The organism is Streptomyces cacaoi (assembly GCF_006539165.1).
In the GTDB taxonomy this organism is placed as follows: Bacteria; Actinomycetota; Actinomycetes; order Streptomycetales; family Streptomycetaceae; genus Streptomyces; species Streptomyces cacaoi.
Genome location: NZ_BJMM01000012.1, coordinates 131,117 through 144,522 on the forward strand (window position 1 = coordinate 131,117; position 13,406 = coordinate 144,522).

A 13,406-nucleotide genomic window follows, 5' to 3' on the forward strand; every position below is an offset into this window, starting at 1 on the left:
CGGCGGCTGCCGCGCCCCCCGCGCGCACGTCCGCCGGGGCTCCCGCTCCCCGCGGGCCGGCCGGCCACCGCACCACGACGCCGCCCGGCGCCGGGGAGGACTGATCATGGGTCATGCCGACACCCTGCTCGCCATGGGCGGCGCCTTCGTCGCCGCCGCCGTCCTCGCCCGCCTCGGCAACCGCATCGGCCTGCCGACGATCCCGCTGTTCATCCTGGCCGGCATCCTGCTCGGCCCGAACACCCCCGGCTTCGTCCTGCTGCACGACCCGGACGACCTGGAGATGCTCTCCGCGCTCGGCCTCGTGCTGCTGCTCTTCTACCTCGGCCTCGAATTCCACATGGACGACCTCAAGGCCGGGGGCCGCAAGATGGCGCTCGCCGGGAGCCTCTACCTGGCGCTGAACGTCGGCGCCGGGCTGGCCTTCGGCTTCGTCCTCGGCTGGGGCACCTCGGAGGCGCTCGTCCTCGCGGGCGTCCTGGGCATCTCGTCGTCCGCGATCGTCACCAAGACGCTGGTCGACCTGAAACGGATCAACAATCCCGAGACGAAGCCGATCCTCGGCATCATCGTCGTCGAGGACATCTTCCTGGCCCTGTATCTGGCCGCGCTCCAGCCGGTGTTGGCGGGCGCCGACAGCATGGGCTCGGCCCTGGTGCAGATAGGCAAGGCGTTCGGCTTCCTGCTCGTCCTCGCCCTCGCCGCCCGCTTCGGCACCAGGCTCATCGGCAGGCTCTTCGCCATCAAGGACAACGAGCTGCTGGTGATCTCCTTCCTCGGCGCCGCCGTCCTCGTCGCCGGGGTGGCGGAGGAGTTCGGCGTCGCGGACGCCATCGGCGCCTTCATGGTCGGCCTGATGCTCGGGAACACCGCCTCCGGGGACCGCATCCGCGAGCTGGTGCACCCGCTGCGCGACGCCTTCGGAGCGATCTTCTTCTTCGCCTTCGGGCTGTCCATCGACCCCGGCGACCTGCCCGTCGTCCTGGTACCGGTGCTCGCCGCCGTCGCGCTGACGGTCCTCATGAACGTCCTCGCCGGCCTGTGCGCCGCGAAGATCTACTCCTTCGGGCCCCAGCCCACCGCCAACGTCGCGACGACGCTGCTGGCACGCGGCGAGTTCGCACTCATCCTGGCGACCATGGCGGCAACCGCCGGGCTGGACGACCGGCTCTCCCCGTTCATCGCGGGCTATGTCCTCATCCTCGCCGTGGTGGCCCCGCTGGTGGCCGGCCGCTCGCACTGGCTGGCCCGCGTCCTGCCCGGCCCGGCCCCGAAGGACCCCCCGGCACAGGAACAGGCCCCGGCCTCGGAACCGGCCCGCACCCACTGAGCCGGGCCGGGGAGCCGGGGCCGCCGGAACCGCCGGGAGGGGGCCGCGGCGAAGGGTCCGGGCTCAGCGCCGCGCGTGCCGCCCGCGTCCGCCCCGCCCGCCGGGCGCGGGGCCGTCCCCCTCCGGCGGCAGCGGCCCGCCGTACTGCTGACCGCCGTACTGCTGACCGCCGTACTGCGGGTACTGCTGACCGGGCTGCTGGCCGTACGGCTGCCCCTGGCCCTGCTGACCGGGGTGCTGCCGGCCTCCGTACGGCTGCCCCTGCTGCTGACCCGGGTGCTGCTGCGCCCCGTACGGCTGCCCCGGGTGCTGCTGCGCCCCGGAACGGCCCTGCGGCGCCTGCTGCTGCGGGCCCCCCTCGGGGTACTGCGGAGCCCCGGGCCCGGCCGGACCGGCGTGGGCGCCGGGCGCACCCGGCATCCCGTGCGCTCCGGGGGCCGGAGGCGGGCCGGGCGGCACCGGCGCACCGGGAGCAGCACCGGCGGCAGTGCCAGGCGCAGCACCGGCGGCAGCGCCGGGGACGGCACCGGCCACCGCCTCGCCCCGGGCGGCGGCCTCGGCCTCCGCCTTCTTCGTCTTGCGCCGGTTGCGCAGGTACTCGATGGCGATCGGCACCACGGACAGCAGAACGATCCCGACCAGGATCGCCTCGATGTTCTTGTGGACGAACTCCACCTGCCCCAGCGCGGCACCGAGCAGCGTGACCCCGGCCCCCCACAGCGTCCCGCCGAGCACGTTGAAGGCGATGAACGAGCGGTACCGCATACCGCTCACACCCGCGATGATCGGCGTGAACGTCCGTACGACGGGCACGAACCGGGCCAGGACCAGCGACTTGGGCCCGTGCTTCTCGAAGAACTCGTGCGCCTTCTCGACGTTCTCCTGCTTGAACAGCCGCGAGTCGGGCCGCCGGAACAGCGTGGGCCCCACCTTCTTGCCGAACCAGTAGCCGGCCTGGTCACCGAGGACGGCCGCCAGCACGATCAGCACGCACATCAGCCACAGCGGCAGGTGCAGCTGGTTCGTCACGACGAGCAGACCGGCGGTGAACAGCAGCGAGTCGCCCGGCAGGAAGAAGCCGATCAGCAGGCCCGACTCGGCGAAGACGATCGCGAGGATCCCGATCGGCCCGAAGGTCTGGATCAGGAAGTCCGGATCCAGCCAGCTGGGTCCAAGTGCGAGTTGGGTCACGGAAGGCTCCTGCTCCAGAGCGCGAGGACGAGAGGAACGCGCCGTCAGCACCGAAGGGCTGAAGGGCTGAATCGGACGCTACACGCTACCAACGAGGCCCTCTCGCCCACCGTTCCCGTGCTAGGAGGGCTGAAGAGCGCTCCCCGGACGGTGAGCACTCCCCACGGAAGCACCGGGCCCGCCGCCCCGCCAATCCGCACTCGGCCATCCGCACCGGACCGGACGTCCGCACCCCGGCCGGCCCTCCGCCCCCGCAGCGGCCCCTCCCCGTCAGCACCTTCCTCCGCCCCGTCCCCACCACCGTCCCCACCACCGTCCGCGTCCCCGCCTGTCCCCCTCTGTCACCGCGCATCCCCGCCGTCGTCCTCCGTGCAGCACTCCGCAGCACGTCTGCGCCGTCCCCGCGTCACCGGCCCGCGCCCCACCGGCCCCGTCCCCCGGGCCGACGAGCCGGCACCCCCGCCGCATCCACCGGAAGGACCCGACCGTGCACGTACCGCCGAGCACCGGCCGCACCCCGGACGCCGAACGCCCCGGAAACGGCGGAACCGGCCGAAGCAGCCGAAGCAGCAGCAGAAGCAGCCGCAGGCGTCGGGCCGTCCTCCGTGCCGCACCCGCAGCGCTCGCCGCGACCGCGCTGATCCTGTTGGTGTCGACGTTCCTCCCGGCACCGCCGGGCCCGGCCACCGCCACGGCCGACGGCGCCCCGCGCGCCCGGCACAGCGGCCCCCGTGCCGAGGGCGACCGGCTGGCCCGGCAGCTGGTGCGGCGCACCGACGCGCACGGCGCCCTGCGTCATCTGCGGGCGCTCCGGTCGATCGCCGAGCGCAGCGGCGGCACCCGCGCCGCCGGAACCCGGGGCCACGAGCGCTCCGCGCGGTACGCGGGAGCCCTGCTGAAGGCCGCCGGCTACCGCGTCACCTACCAGCGGTTCGACTTCGTCCACCGCAGGACGCTCGCCGAGAAGCTCACGCTGCACGGCTCCCCGCGGCGCGAGGTCCCGGTCCGTCTGATGTCGTACACGAAGAACACCCCCGAGGGCGGACTGACGGCCCCCCTCGCTGCGGTCCCGGTCGACGCGGACGGCTCCACAGGCTGCGAGGCGCGCGACTACACCGGTGCGCGGTACGGGGGCCGGATCGCGCTGATCCGGCGCGGCTCCTGCTCGTTCGCACAGAAGCAGGCCGCGGCTGCGGACGCCGGCGCCGTGGGCGCGCTGATCTACAACACCGGGCAGGGCGAGCTGAGCGGCACCCTGGGGAAGCCGTCCGCCGCCCGCATCCCGACGGCGGGGCTCGCCCGGTCCGACGGCGAGGCCCTGGCGAAGCGCGCCGCCGCGTCCGGGGGCGCGACCGTCACCCTGGACGTGCGCGAGCACCGCGAGCGGCGCAGCACCCCGAACGTCCTCGCGGAGACCCCCTGGCCCGCCGACGGCCGGAAGGCGGCCGGAGCCGAGCGCGGAACCGACGGAAAGAGCGACGGAAGGGCCGAGGGGACAGCAGACGGAGAGGCCGGCCGGAAAACCGAGGGAAAGGGTGACGGAAAGGCCGATCGGAAGGCGGACGTCGTCATGATCGGCGCCCATCTCGACTCGGTGCCCGAGGGGCCGGGCATCAACGACAACGCCTCCGGCTCCTCCGGCGTCCTGGAGACCGCCCTCCGGCTCGCGGACGCGACCCGGCAGACACACCGCCGCCCCCCGCACCCGGTCCGCTTCGCCCTGTGGAGCGCCGAGGAACTGGGCCTGCAAGGCTCCCGGCACTACGTCGACGCACTGTCGCGGAGCGAGCGCGACAGCATCGCGCTGTATCTGAACTTCGACATGATCGCGAGCCCCAACTACGGCATCTTCGCGTTCGACGGGGACGACTCCGACCACACGGGCGCCGGCCCCGGCCCGAAGGGCTCGGCCGCCCTGGAGAAGGGCCTCACCGACTTCCTCGCCGGCCGCGGTCTGGCCACGCGCGGCACGGACTTCGACGGCCGCTCCGACTACGGCCCGTTCATCGAGGCGGGCATCCCGGCCGGCGGCACGTTCACCGGCGGCGACGGCATCAAGACGGCCGAGGAGCGACAGCTGTGGGGCGGTACGGCCGGCAAGCCCTACGACAGCTGCTACCACCGCCCCTGCGACACCCTGAAGAACATCGACATGCGGGCGCTCGACGCCAACGTCAAGGCGATCGCCGACGCCGCCGGGCACTACGCCTGGGACCTCGGCCCGCTCCCCGCCCGCCGTTCCACCGCCTCCGCACCGGGCCGCACCGCCACGCGCCCCACCGAACGCCCGGCCACCGGCCCGTACCGGGGACCGCACCTCATCCGCTGACCCACCCGGCGCGGTGCGCCGCCGCCCCCCCTCGGCCGGACGCCGTGCACAGGTTGTGGACGGTGCGCCGCCGCCCCGCCCGCGCCCCCGCGCGACCCGGTGCGCACATACGCCGCCGGGCGCGCGGGCCGGCTCCCCGACGCGCTCGCCGGGGCCCTTCCGAAGGGGCGAGGGCCCGTCACAAGGCTGCGCACGGCGCCGTCGGCCCGGTAGGCTTTCCGTGTGATCTTCAAGCGAATCGGAAACGGGCGGCCGTACCCCGACCACGGCCGGGAGAGCACCCGCCAGTGGGCGGATGTTGCCCCACGCCCGGTGCGTCTTGACCAGCTCGTCACCACGAAGGGCCAGCTCGATCTGGAGACCCTTCTCGCCGAGGACTCGACGTTCTACGGCGATCTGTTCGCCCATGTCGTCAAGTGGCAGGGCGATCTCTATCTGGAGGACGGGCTCCACCGGGCGGTACGCGCCGCGCTCCAGCAGCGCCAGGTGCTGCACGCCCGCGTGCTGGAACTGGACTGACGCCCGCCGCCGGACCACACCCGGCCGGCCCGGGCCCCCGGGTGGCCCGAACGGGTACGCATTCCGACCAGCCATTGATCATTTAGTAGGCAGCGCACCCGCCCGGCACTACGCTGCGCACATGAGCATGCTCACTCCTCCTGGCATGGGCGGCAAGTACCGCATCAAGGGTGACCGTTACCCACGGATGCGCAGGTCACGGGGGCGTGGAAAGGTCATCACGGCCTACACGGCCGCGGTGTTGGCCATCGCCGTCATCGGGTGGGGGACACTCCAGCTCATCGACGTCTTCTCCGGCGGCTCCGGAGGCAACACGGCCGGAACCGCCTCGGGCTCCCGCCCCTCCCACTGCGCGACCACGTCCGCCGCCCGCGACGACGGCCCGGAGAAGACCCCGGGCGACGAGAAGGGCGGCGCAGAGGGCAAGGACAGCACGGGAGCCAAGGGGAGCAAGGAAGACAAGGGGGACAAGGGCGGCGGAAAGGGCTCGTCCGCCGCGCCGGGGAAGCTCCCCGAGCCGGGCAGCATCACGGTCAACGTCCTCAACGCCACCTCCCGCAGCGGTCTGGCCAAGGACACCTCGGAGGAGCTGAAGAAGCGCGGCTTCAAGATCGGCAAGGTGGGCAACGCCCCCGCGGAGCTCGACAAGAAGGTCAAGAAGGCCGGGGTGCTCCTCGGCGCCCCCGGCGGGGACACGGCCGCCCGGCTGAAGGTGCTGGGCACCCAGCTGCGCGGGGCCGAGACCCGCTACGAGAAGCGGGACGGCGAGGAGATCGACCTCGTCATCGGCAAAGGCTTCACCAAGCTGACGAAGGAGTCGTCGGCGAACGCGGCGCTGCACCAGCTGACCGCCGAGGAGAAGCGCAAGACCCGGAGCGAGGCACCCTGCTGAATCCGCCGGGCCCGCTGAACACTCCGAGGTGACCGGCCGCAGGGGAGGCGGCCGGACACGCGTCCGCTCAGCCGGCCGTCCCGTACATCCGGTCACCGGCGTCGCCGAGGCCGGGGACGATGAAACCCTGCTCGTCGAGGCGCTCGTCCACCGAGGCCGTCACGACGGTCACCGGCGTACCGGCCAGCTCCCGCTCCATGACCTCGACGCCCTCCGGCGCCGCGAGCAGGCAGAGCGCGGTGACGTCGTCGGCGCCGCGGCGGATCAGTTCCTTGATCCCCGCGACGAGCGTGCCGCCCGTCGCCAGCATCGGGTCCAGCACATAGACCTGGCGGCCCGAGAGATCGTCCGGCATCCGGTTCGCGTACGTGGACGCCTGGAGGGTCTCCTCGTCCCGGATCATGCCCAGGAAGCCGACCTCCGCCGTCGGCAGCAGCCGGACCATGCCCTCCAGCATGCCGAGGCCCGCACGGATGATCGGCACCACGAGCGGCCGGGGCCGGGACAGCTGCACACCGGTCGTCTCCGTGACCGGCGTGCGGATCCCGACCTCTTCGACGCGCACGTCGCGGGTCGCCTCGTACGCCAGCAGCGTCACCAACTCGTCCGCGAGACGGCGGAAGGTCGGGGAATCGGTGCGCGCGTCGCGCAGGGTGGTCAGTTTGTGCGCCACCAGCGGGTGGTCGACGATCTGCAAACGCACAATATCCTCCAAGGGCCTGAACAGCAACGAAGGCCGCACAGCGGCCCTGGGGCTTCAGGGTACCGAGCTAGCGACGAAGACCGCCGTGCCGGTCGCAGGCAGCCTTGGGCCCGCGCGTCGTGAGCACACGGGGTCGCCCCCCAGGGGGGCGAGGACGCTGCGAACGAGCAGTCTCCTGAGCGGCGGATAGGGCCGCGGGAGGGAAGCGACGGAAGGCACAGCAGCCGTGTGATGTAGGGCGCTCGCCATTGGGGCGCCAGCGTCACTTAACGCGTCAGTTGACCAAAACACTTGACGTTCCGTGAGCCCCCAGGGCCCCGCGAAACTTCTGGGCTAGCAACTTTCTTGCCCCGGCTATACGCTCATCGCTCTCATCCATCGCAGGGCACGGCGAGGGGGGCATTCATGAGTGATGACACATCGAAGACAGCTACTTGGCTCGGAATCGCTGTGTCGATCTTGACGGTACTCGCCTTCTTCGGAGTCAAAAATTTTGATGAACTAAAGCAGGCGATCGACTCCGACTCGGGGGACCGCAAGGCGTGTAATCAGGTGGCAGAGTACACCCAGCAAAACAAGATAAATGTTCAGTCTCCCGCACAGATTAAAATTTACGCTGACGTATTGCGGGACGCGGCCACCAAAGCGAGCAGCGCCGACTTTCGTAGCAAACTACACAACGCCGCCGAATATTGGGATGCGCAAGCTCGTCAACTGGAAGACCCCTCCTACGACGCACCAAATGACAACTCGGCCACAGCATTGCTGACTAATTATTGTGCACAGCTATCGACTTGAAGGGCAACCAGCAAGAAACCGAACACGCCCGCCAGTATGCCGACTGGCATTGTTGACGTTTCTTTCCCAGCCGCCAGACCGTCTGCAACACAATGCCCTGAGCCAGTTAACTGGCCCCCCACGTGGTCAGCTTGAATTCAACGGTCGGGATACTGTCAGCAATACCAGCGTTATATACGATACGATCGATAGTGGCCCGCGCTACAGTACCCTGCGACGTCACGGCACACAGGGATGCACCTTCCTCAAAACCATCATCAATGGGCTTCGCATCGTCGGTGATATCCAAAGCGCCTCCGATCGAGGCGCCGGAGGCAGCGGCGGCGCACTCCTTGACGCCACTCCTCTCCCCCTTACGCAGCAGGCCGACCGAAGCACCCTCCTCGGCCACCAGTTTTGCTTCCGCGCACGTCACATAACGCATGTCAGTAGCTTTTAGCTGCTCACTACTTAGATCCCCCTCGTCTGCGACTCGTCGGGTGATCGGGTGCTCCCCGCCATTTGGATTTCCATCGAAATCGATTGCAATGTATGGGTCGCAAAAACTGCCATCATGTGCGGTTCGGATTGCCATGGGTACCGCATTATGCTTTAGACGGTACCTCTTCGGTTTCTCCGGTGAGGCGTGCGAAGCTTCCCCGTCGCGAGGGGCATCAGCACTGCGCTCAGGGGTGCTGTCATTGGCAGCCTCGCCACCTCTTCGGTTGGCGTCGTTTCCCGCACATTGCGCTTGGTCGTTGCAGTTCATCTCCGTCCCGCCGCACGCAGACAGAGCGAGGGTGGCGCTTGCGCTGAACAGGACACCAGCAGCACCTTTAATTAGCAGAGCTCTCAGCCCGCTCACCGCTCGTCACTGCCGTCGGTGCGATTGGCATCCCCCCCGGCACACTGGGCTGTGTCACGGCAGTTGTTCTCAGTGCCACCAGAGTCTGCAAGGAGCAAGGCAGCCCCGCTGATCAACGCGGCTACGATCGGCACCACGATGGCAATCCACTGATTCCTGGTCAAACTAGCCATAACCCGCACGCCTTCCTTCGTCGAGTGACTAGGCCATCACTATCCGAAACGCCACCGCGACGTTGTTGGTTCCGCACATTCCCAACTTGGTCCTCCGCAGAGCGGAACTTCGAACAGGGAACACCAGTTCGATCCCATGCCCCGAAACCGCCACCGCGTGCACCGGCTCGACACGCCCTCACCGAAGATGCCCACAAAACTGGTTTCAGCAACATCGCATTTTCGGCCACGCGTTCGACGATGACCGAACACCGTCACAGCTATGAGCAATCAGCCCACGCACGCCAGCAGCAACAACGGCACGGCCGGCGGTGTCGTCATCCAGGCCGGGGACCTGCATGGCGGTCTGCGCGTCGGAGAGGGGCCGCCCTCGTTGCGGGGCGACCCCTTCGTAGCGGTGTCGCGAGAAACGTGCGATTCAGCAGCCCAACTCCTGCGGCACTTGGCCGCTGTCGACGCAGGCACCGCCGAGACGGCGCTCAACGTTGCGAGGGTGTTGGAACGAGCAGTAGTGCGCTGACGCTGCTCTGGACCGGGTGACTAAACACCGCCGCCCCCACCAGGGGCGGCGGTCAGGCGTTCCACCTCCTGGTAAGGATTCGTCCTGTCTTCGCTTCCCGCCAGTGGACGTCGGATACACCGGCTCCTTTGATGAGGCGCTCGCATCCATGGCAGGGCTCCCGTGTCACGTAGAGGGAGCCGTCCTTTTTGGTGTGGGTGTCGGCGCGCAGCACGGCGTTGGCCTCTGCGTGGACGGCGATGCAGTTCACGTACCCGTTCCCGCCCCCGGGTGGGAGTTGCTCGTAGGTGAGCTGGCCTCGCGGGCATGCGCCGTCGATGCAGTGGGGCTCGCCGGCTGGGGATCCGTTGTACCCGAAGGCTACTGATAGTTCGTCAGGTGCGACGAGGACGGCTCCGACCTTCGAGCGTGAGCAGGTTGACCCTTGCGCGACCGCTTCGGCGATCCTCATGTACAGCTCGGGTTTGGAGAGGCGTGTGGTCATGCTGCGCACTCCTTTTCGTACTTGCTGCCCCAGCTCCGGCCGGCCACGGTCGGTTCGGTGTCGATGACGACGCCGCGTATCTCCTCGCGCATGATCTGGGCGGCCCGTCGTGCGCCGTACTCTGCGTGCTCGGCTGGCATGGAGAACACGCACTCGTCGTGGACGGGCAGGCGGGCGTACGGCGTGAAGCCCTCCTTGTGGAGGCGGAGGAGTGCGCGGCCGGTGACGTCCCGGGATGAGGATTGGATCTTGTAGTTCATGGCCGAGTACGGCCGGTCCTTGTCGACGAGGATCTGGCGGCCGGTCATGGTGGTGATGCGGCCGCGGCGTCGGGCTTCGTCCATGAGCTGCCGGTTGTAGCGGGCGAGCCCCGGCCATGCTTGCCAGAACTTCGTGATGACGTGCTTGGCCGTCGGCTCGTCGAGTCCGCCCTGCTCCATCAGGGCTGAGGCGCCGCCGCCGTAGGCGGACAGGAAGTTGGTCATCTTTCCGATGGCTCTGTCTACGCCGGCTGCGTCCGCGGTGATCTGGTGCAGGTCCGCTCCTTCGGCGAACGCCTGCTTCATGCGGCGGTCGCCGGAGAGTGCGGCTGCGACGCGGAGTTCCTGCGCGGCGTAGTCGACAGCCACCGTTACGTGGCCCTCGTCGGCGATGAACGCGTTGCGGACGTAGGGGTCCTTGGAGGGGAGGGTCTGGGCGGGGACGTCGCCGGATATGGACATGCGGGCGGTTCTGGCCCCGAGGGAGTTGATGCTTCCGTGGCAGCGGCCGTCGCCTTCGCTGGCGAGGATGAAGTTGTCGAACCAGGTCGACTTCATCTTCGCGTACTTCTTCGCGTTGATGACCGCCTCGGCCAACGGGTCGGGGGCGCAGCTTTTGAGGATGTTGTCGTTGACCTGCCACTTGCCGGTCTTGGTCTTGTGGGTGAGCCGGTGGCCTCGTGCGATGAGGGCCGCGGCCACCTGGTCGGTGCTGTTGACGTTCTCGACCCCGGCGCAGCGCCGGGCCACGTTCTGCCAGTGGGCGGCTTGTTGTGCCAGAGCTGCGGATTCGCGCATGCAGTAGTCGCGGTCGGTGAGGTAGCCGGTGCGCTGCATGTAGCCGCAGATGGCGGCGAGTTGGTGTTCGTAGCCGATCAGTCCGCGTGCGCTGTGGGGGATCTTCCGCAGGGTGGTGTGGGCCAGGCGGTAGGCGAGGAGGGGGTCCATGCCGGCGTACAGCAGGAGCTCGGGGTCGAAGAGGTCGACCTGGCTGAAGGCTTTTTCCTTCGTGGTGCGGTAGCGCTGGGCGATGTGGGCCATGGAGCCCTTGACTTCGGTGGCTACGCGGTCGTCGATGTAGACCTTGGTGAGTTCTTCGAGTGTGTGTCCGTGTCCGCCGTCCTTCTTGCTGCGGCTGTCGACGAGGTGAGCGGTGATCTTGCTGTCCAGCAGCTTCGGGAACAGCTCCTCGGCGCGGATGTCGCCGCTCCACTGGTCAAGGCTGAGGATGTCGAAGGTGCCGTTGTGCATGACCAGGCGGTCGATGTGCCGGAGGGCTCCGAGGACGTCACCGATCATCTGTCCGCCGTGTTCCAGCGGAATGACCCATGCTTCGTTGGCGTTGCCGAACTGGGCGAGCCGCACTCTGAAGCCGGGTTGGTAGATCTTCAGGCCCGTGGTCTCGGTGTCGAAGCCGAGGATGGTCTTGTTGCGTCGGATGAACGTGCGGAAGGCCGGCAGGTCTTCCTCGTGTTCGACGGCGTTGATGGTGATCGGCTCGGTGCCGATCCGGTAGCAGAAGCTGAGCAAGGTCCCCCTCTCTCTCTCTTCGTTCGGGCGCAGAAAAAAAAGGGGCCCGCTTTACGCAGGCCCCTTGTTTCTGTTTGTCAAGTTCTAGTGCTGTGAGACGGGCACCATGTGCAGCGCCCGTATGCGCCGGGGGTTGAGGTAGTGGGTTGCCTCCCGGCCGTGGACCACGAGGAACGTTCCGTCGTGGACGACTTCGCCGATCACCTCGTCCACGTCTCCGTCGTCGTACTCGACGTACACGTGCTGGTCAGTCACGCGGGCTCCCCAGCGTGGTGATCATGACGACGAACTGGTGGGCGATGTCCTCGGCTGCCCCGACCGTGAACTGCTGGTCGAGGGCGTACTCGCGTACCTCGGCCGCGGCCTTGGTGATGGAGTTGTAGATGTCCACGAGGGAGGCGAGCTCGGCTGCGACGATGTCGATGCCGTTGCCCCTCATCAGGTTCATGAACTCGTCGTCGCGCATCAGTAGGCTCCGTTCACGTTGTCGATGGATCCGTAGGTGTGGGCCGCGTAGTTGCACGCGGCAGCGATGTTCGCCACCGGGTCGAACACGTCCCCCGAGGTGCCGGGTACGTGGTAGGCGCGGAAGGTCGGCTGTATTACCTGGAGCAGGCCCTTGGACGGCACGCCGTTGCGGGCGTTGGTGTCCCAGTTGTTGACCGCGGTGGGGTCGCCGCCGGACTCGCGGATGATGTTGCGGCGGATGCCCTCGTAGCTGCCGGGGATCCCGTGCTGCCGCATGATGCTGAGCGCCTGCCGGATCCAGCCGTCCAGGTTGTTCGGGTAGCCCGGGGCCGACCGCTTGTGTGGTGCGGCTGGGCGGCTGGCCCGCCCCTTCTTCTGCTGGCGAGTCTCCGCAGCTTTGCGCTCGGTCGTCTTGCGGAGCTCGGCCACCTTCCGGTGGTGCGCCTGTCGGCTCGCCTGGCGGCGGGCCTGTTCCTGGGCCAACAGCAGCGCCGCTTGGTCGGCTTGGTCCTGGAGGGCGTGGGCCTGGGGTTGGCTCGTGGCCAGCACGGCGACGAGGACGGGCACTTCGATCAAGCGTGCCCCGTCCCTTCGCCGTCGCCGCGCTCGTCCTGGGCGGGGTTGTCGGTGGAGAAGTCCTGGAAGGTCGCCGGTGCGAGGATCTTGAGGTGCCGGAGGAGCGTGCTCGCGAGCTCGCGTATCTCGGCGTCGGCGGCTTCGTGGAACCGCTTGGCGATCACCTCGCGCCAGGCGCGCATGTTGCCGGTGACGATCAAATCGACGGGGGCCGCGTTGGGCAGGATGCAGCGTGCTGCCTCGCGGGCTTCCTTGCGTTTGAGCCCCCGGGCCCGGAGGCCCTCGGTGAGGTCGGTGTAGTCGGCCACGGCCCGGGTGTACGCGTCGCGGATGACTGCTTCCTCCGTGCTGCCCTTCTCGACGGCCGGCGGGATGACGGGGGTGGTGCCGGAGTAGTCGATGTAGCGCTGCGAGTTGATGGAGAAGGACAGGTGGCGGTGCCGGGTGAGCTCGGCGAGCAGTGCGCGGCTGACGCCCTCGACGAAGAAGGTGGCGCTGGCGTGCTCCAGCACGCTGTAGTGCTGGTGATCGATGATCTGCTTCAGATAGCCGGCGTTGTCCGTGGTGTGGGGGTTGCGCCGTTGCCAGGACCGGTAGCAGTTGCGTCCCGACATCTCTGCGAGTTCGTCTGCGGGGGCTACGTCCTGTGTCACCGAGTGCGGGATGTAGCCGGCCAGTTCGGCGGTCGCGGTGTCGAAGGCGGTGTGGGCTATGGGGAAGACGTGCAAGGGCTCGCTCCTCGGTCGGGGGTGCCTCGGGGCCCGGCGGTATGTGGCCGGGCCCCGTTGG

General features: G+C 68.8%; 15 protein-coding genes. 6 read left to right on the forward strand and 9 right to left on the reverse strand.

Going from position 1 to position 13,406, the window contains the following annotated elements; genetic code table 11:
• Positions 1-133 precede the first annotated feature (133 nt).
• Positions 134-1,330, forward strand: a complete 1,197-nt coding sequence (locus SCA03_RS14385; protein WP_030887218.1) for a cation:proton antiporter — start codon at positions 134-136, stop codon at positions 1,328-1,330.
• A 63-nt stretch (positions 1,331-1,393) separates the two neighbouring features.
• On the opposite strand, the gene SCA03_RS14390 is transcribed toward SCA03_RS14385, so the two are convergent.
• Entirely contained in the window at positions 1,394-2,521 is a 1,128-nt protein-coding gene (locus tag SCA03_RS14390) for a DedA family protein (RefSeq protein ID WP_086818224.1), read from the reverse strand.
• A 487-nt stretch (positions 2,522-3,008) separates the two neighbouring features.
• Here SCA03_RS14390 and SCA03_RS14395 point away from each other — a divergent pair, with 487 nt between their 5' ends.
• The 3 genes from SCA03_RS14395 (at position 3,009) to SCA03_RS14405 (ending at position 6,261) form a co-directional block, all read left to right on the forward strand.
• Positions 3,009-4,850 carry a M28 family peptidase gene (locus tag SCA03_RS14395; protein ID WP_230988672.1) on the forward strand — a complete coding sequence of 614 codons (1,842 nt, stop codon included), beginning with the start codon at positions 3,009-3,011 and terminating at the stop codon, positions 4,848-4,850.
• 222 nt (positions 4,851-5,072) lie between these two features.
• Positions 5,073-5,369: a type II toxin-antitoxin system VapB family antitoxin gene (locus tag SCA03_RS14400; RefSeq protein ID WP_003999914.1), complete on the forward strand. Its 297-nt coding sequence runs from the start codon at positions 5,073-5,075 to the stop codon at positions 5,367-5,369.
• A 121-nt stretch (positions 5,370-5,490) separates the two neighbouring features.
• Positions 5,491-6,261 carry a LytR C-terminal domain-containing protein gene (locus SCA03_RS14405; RefSeq protein ID WP_230988673.1) on the forward strand — a complete coding sequence of 257 codons (771 nt, stop codon included), beginning with the start codon at positions 5,491-5,493 and terminating at the stop codon, positions 6,259-6,261.
• A gap of 67 nt (positions 6,262-6,328) precedes the next feature.
• Here SCA03_RS14405 and upp read toward each other — a convergent pair whose 3' ends face one another.
• Complete coding sequence (upp, locus tag SCA03_RS14410) at positions 6,329-6,964, reverse strand: uracil phosphoribosyltransferase (RefSeq protein ID WP_086817810.1); 636 nt, start codon at positions 6,962-6,964, stop codon at positions 6,329-6,331.
• Between the two features lie 405 nt (positions 6,965-7,369).
• Here upp and SCA03_RS14415 point away from each other — a divergent pair, with 405 nt between their 5' ends.
• Complete coding sequence (locus SCA03_RS14415) at positions 7,370-7,762, forward strand: hypothetical protein (RefSeq protein ID WP_141275415.1); 393 nt, start codon at positions 7,370-7,372, stop codon at positions 7,760-7,762.
• Positions 7,763-7,868: 106 nt separating this feature from the next.
• On the opposite strand, the gene SCA03_RS14420 is transcribed toward SCA03_RS14415, so the two are convergent.
• Complete coding sequence (locus SCA03_RS14420; RefSeq protein WP_141275416.1) at positions 7,869-8,336, reverse strand: hypothetical protein; 468 nt, start codon at positions 8,334-8,336, stop codon at positions 7,869-7,871.
• Between the two features lie 705 nt (positions 8,337-9,041).
• Between SCA03_RS14420 and SCA03_RS14425 the strand changes: the two genes are divergently transcribed.
• Positions 9,042-9,299, forward strand: coding sequence for a hypothetical protein (locus SCA03_RS14425; protein WP_141275417.1), 258 nt, complete (start codon positions 9,042-9,044; stop codon positions 9,297-9,299).
• A 52-nt stretch (positions 9,300-9,351) separates the two neighbouring features.
• Here the strand turns inward: SCA03_RS14425 and SCA03_RS14430 are convergent, their stop codons facing one another.
• From SCA03_RS14430 to thyX, 6 genes are all read right to left on the reverse strand, one after another.
• Entirely contained in the window at positions 9,352-9,783 is a 432-nt protein-coding gene (locus SCA03_RS14430) for a deoxycytidylate deaminase (protein WP_086817814.1), read from the reverse strand.
• Positions 9,780-11,573, reverse strand: a complete 1,794-nt coding sequence (locus SCA03_RS14435) for a DNA polymerase (RefSeq protein ID WP_086817811.1) — start codon at positions 11,571-11,573, stop codon at positions 9,780-9,782. Before SCA03_RS14435 ends, SCA03_RS14430 begins: the two co-directional genes overlap by 4 nt.
• Before the next feature lie 84 nt (positions 11,574-11,657).
• Complete coding sequence (locus SCA03_RS35085) at positions 11,658-11,828, reverse strand: hypothetical protein (protein WP_158102353.1); 171 nt, start codon at positions 11,826-11,828, stop codon at positions 11,658-11,660.
• On the reverse strand, positions 11,821-12,039 hold the full coding sequence (locus tag SCA03_RS14440) for a hypothetical protein (RefSeq protein ID WP_086817812.1): 219 nt from the start codon (positions 12,037-12,039) through the stop codon (positions 11,821-11,823). Before SCA03_RS14440 ends, SCA03_RS35085 begins: the two co-directional genes overlap by 8 nt.
• Positions 12,039-12,608: a transglycosylase SLT domain-containing protein gene (locus SCA03_RS37235; RefSeq protein WP_371863938.1), complete on the reverse strand. Its 570-nt coding sequence runs from the start codon at positions 12,606-12,608 to the stop codon at positions 12,039-12,041. The genes SCA03_RS14440 and SCA03_RS37235 overlap by 1 nt, the downstream gene beginning before the upstream one ends.
• 5 nt (positions 12,609-12,613) lie before the next feature.
• Entirely contained in the window at positions 12,614-13,345 is a 732-nt protein-coding gene (thyX, locus tag SCA03_RS14450) for an FAD-dependent thymidylate synthase (protein WP_211293562.1), read from the reverse strand.
• Between the last annotated feature and the right edge of the window lie 61 nt (positions 13,346-13,406).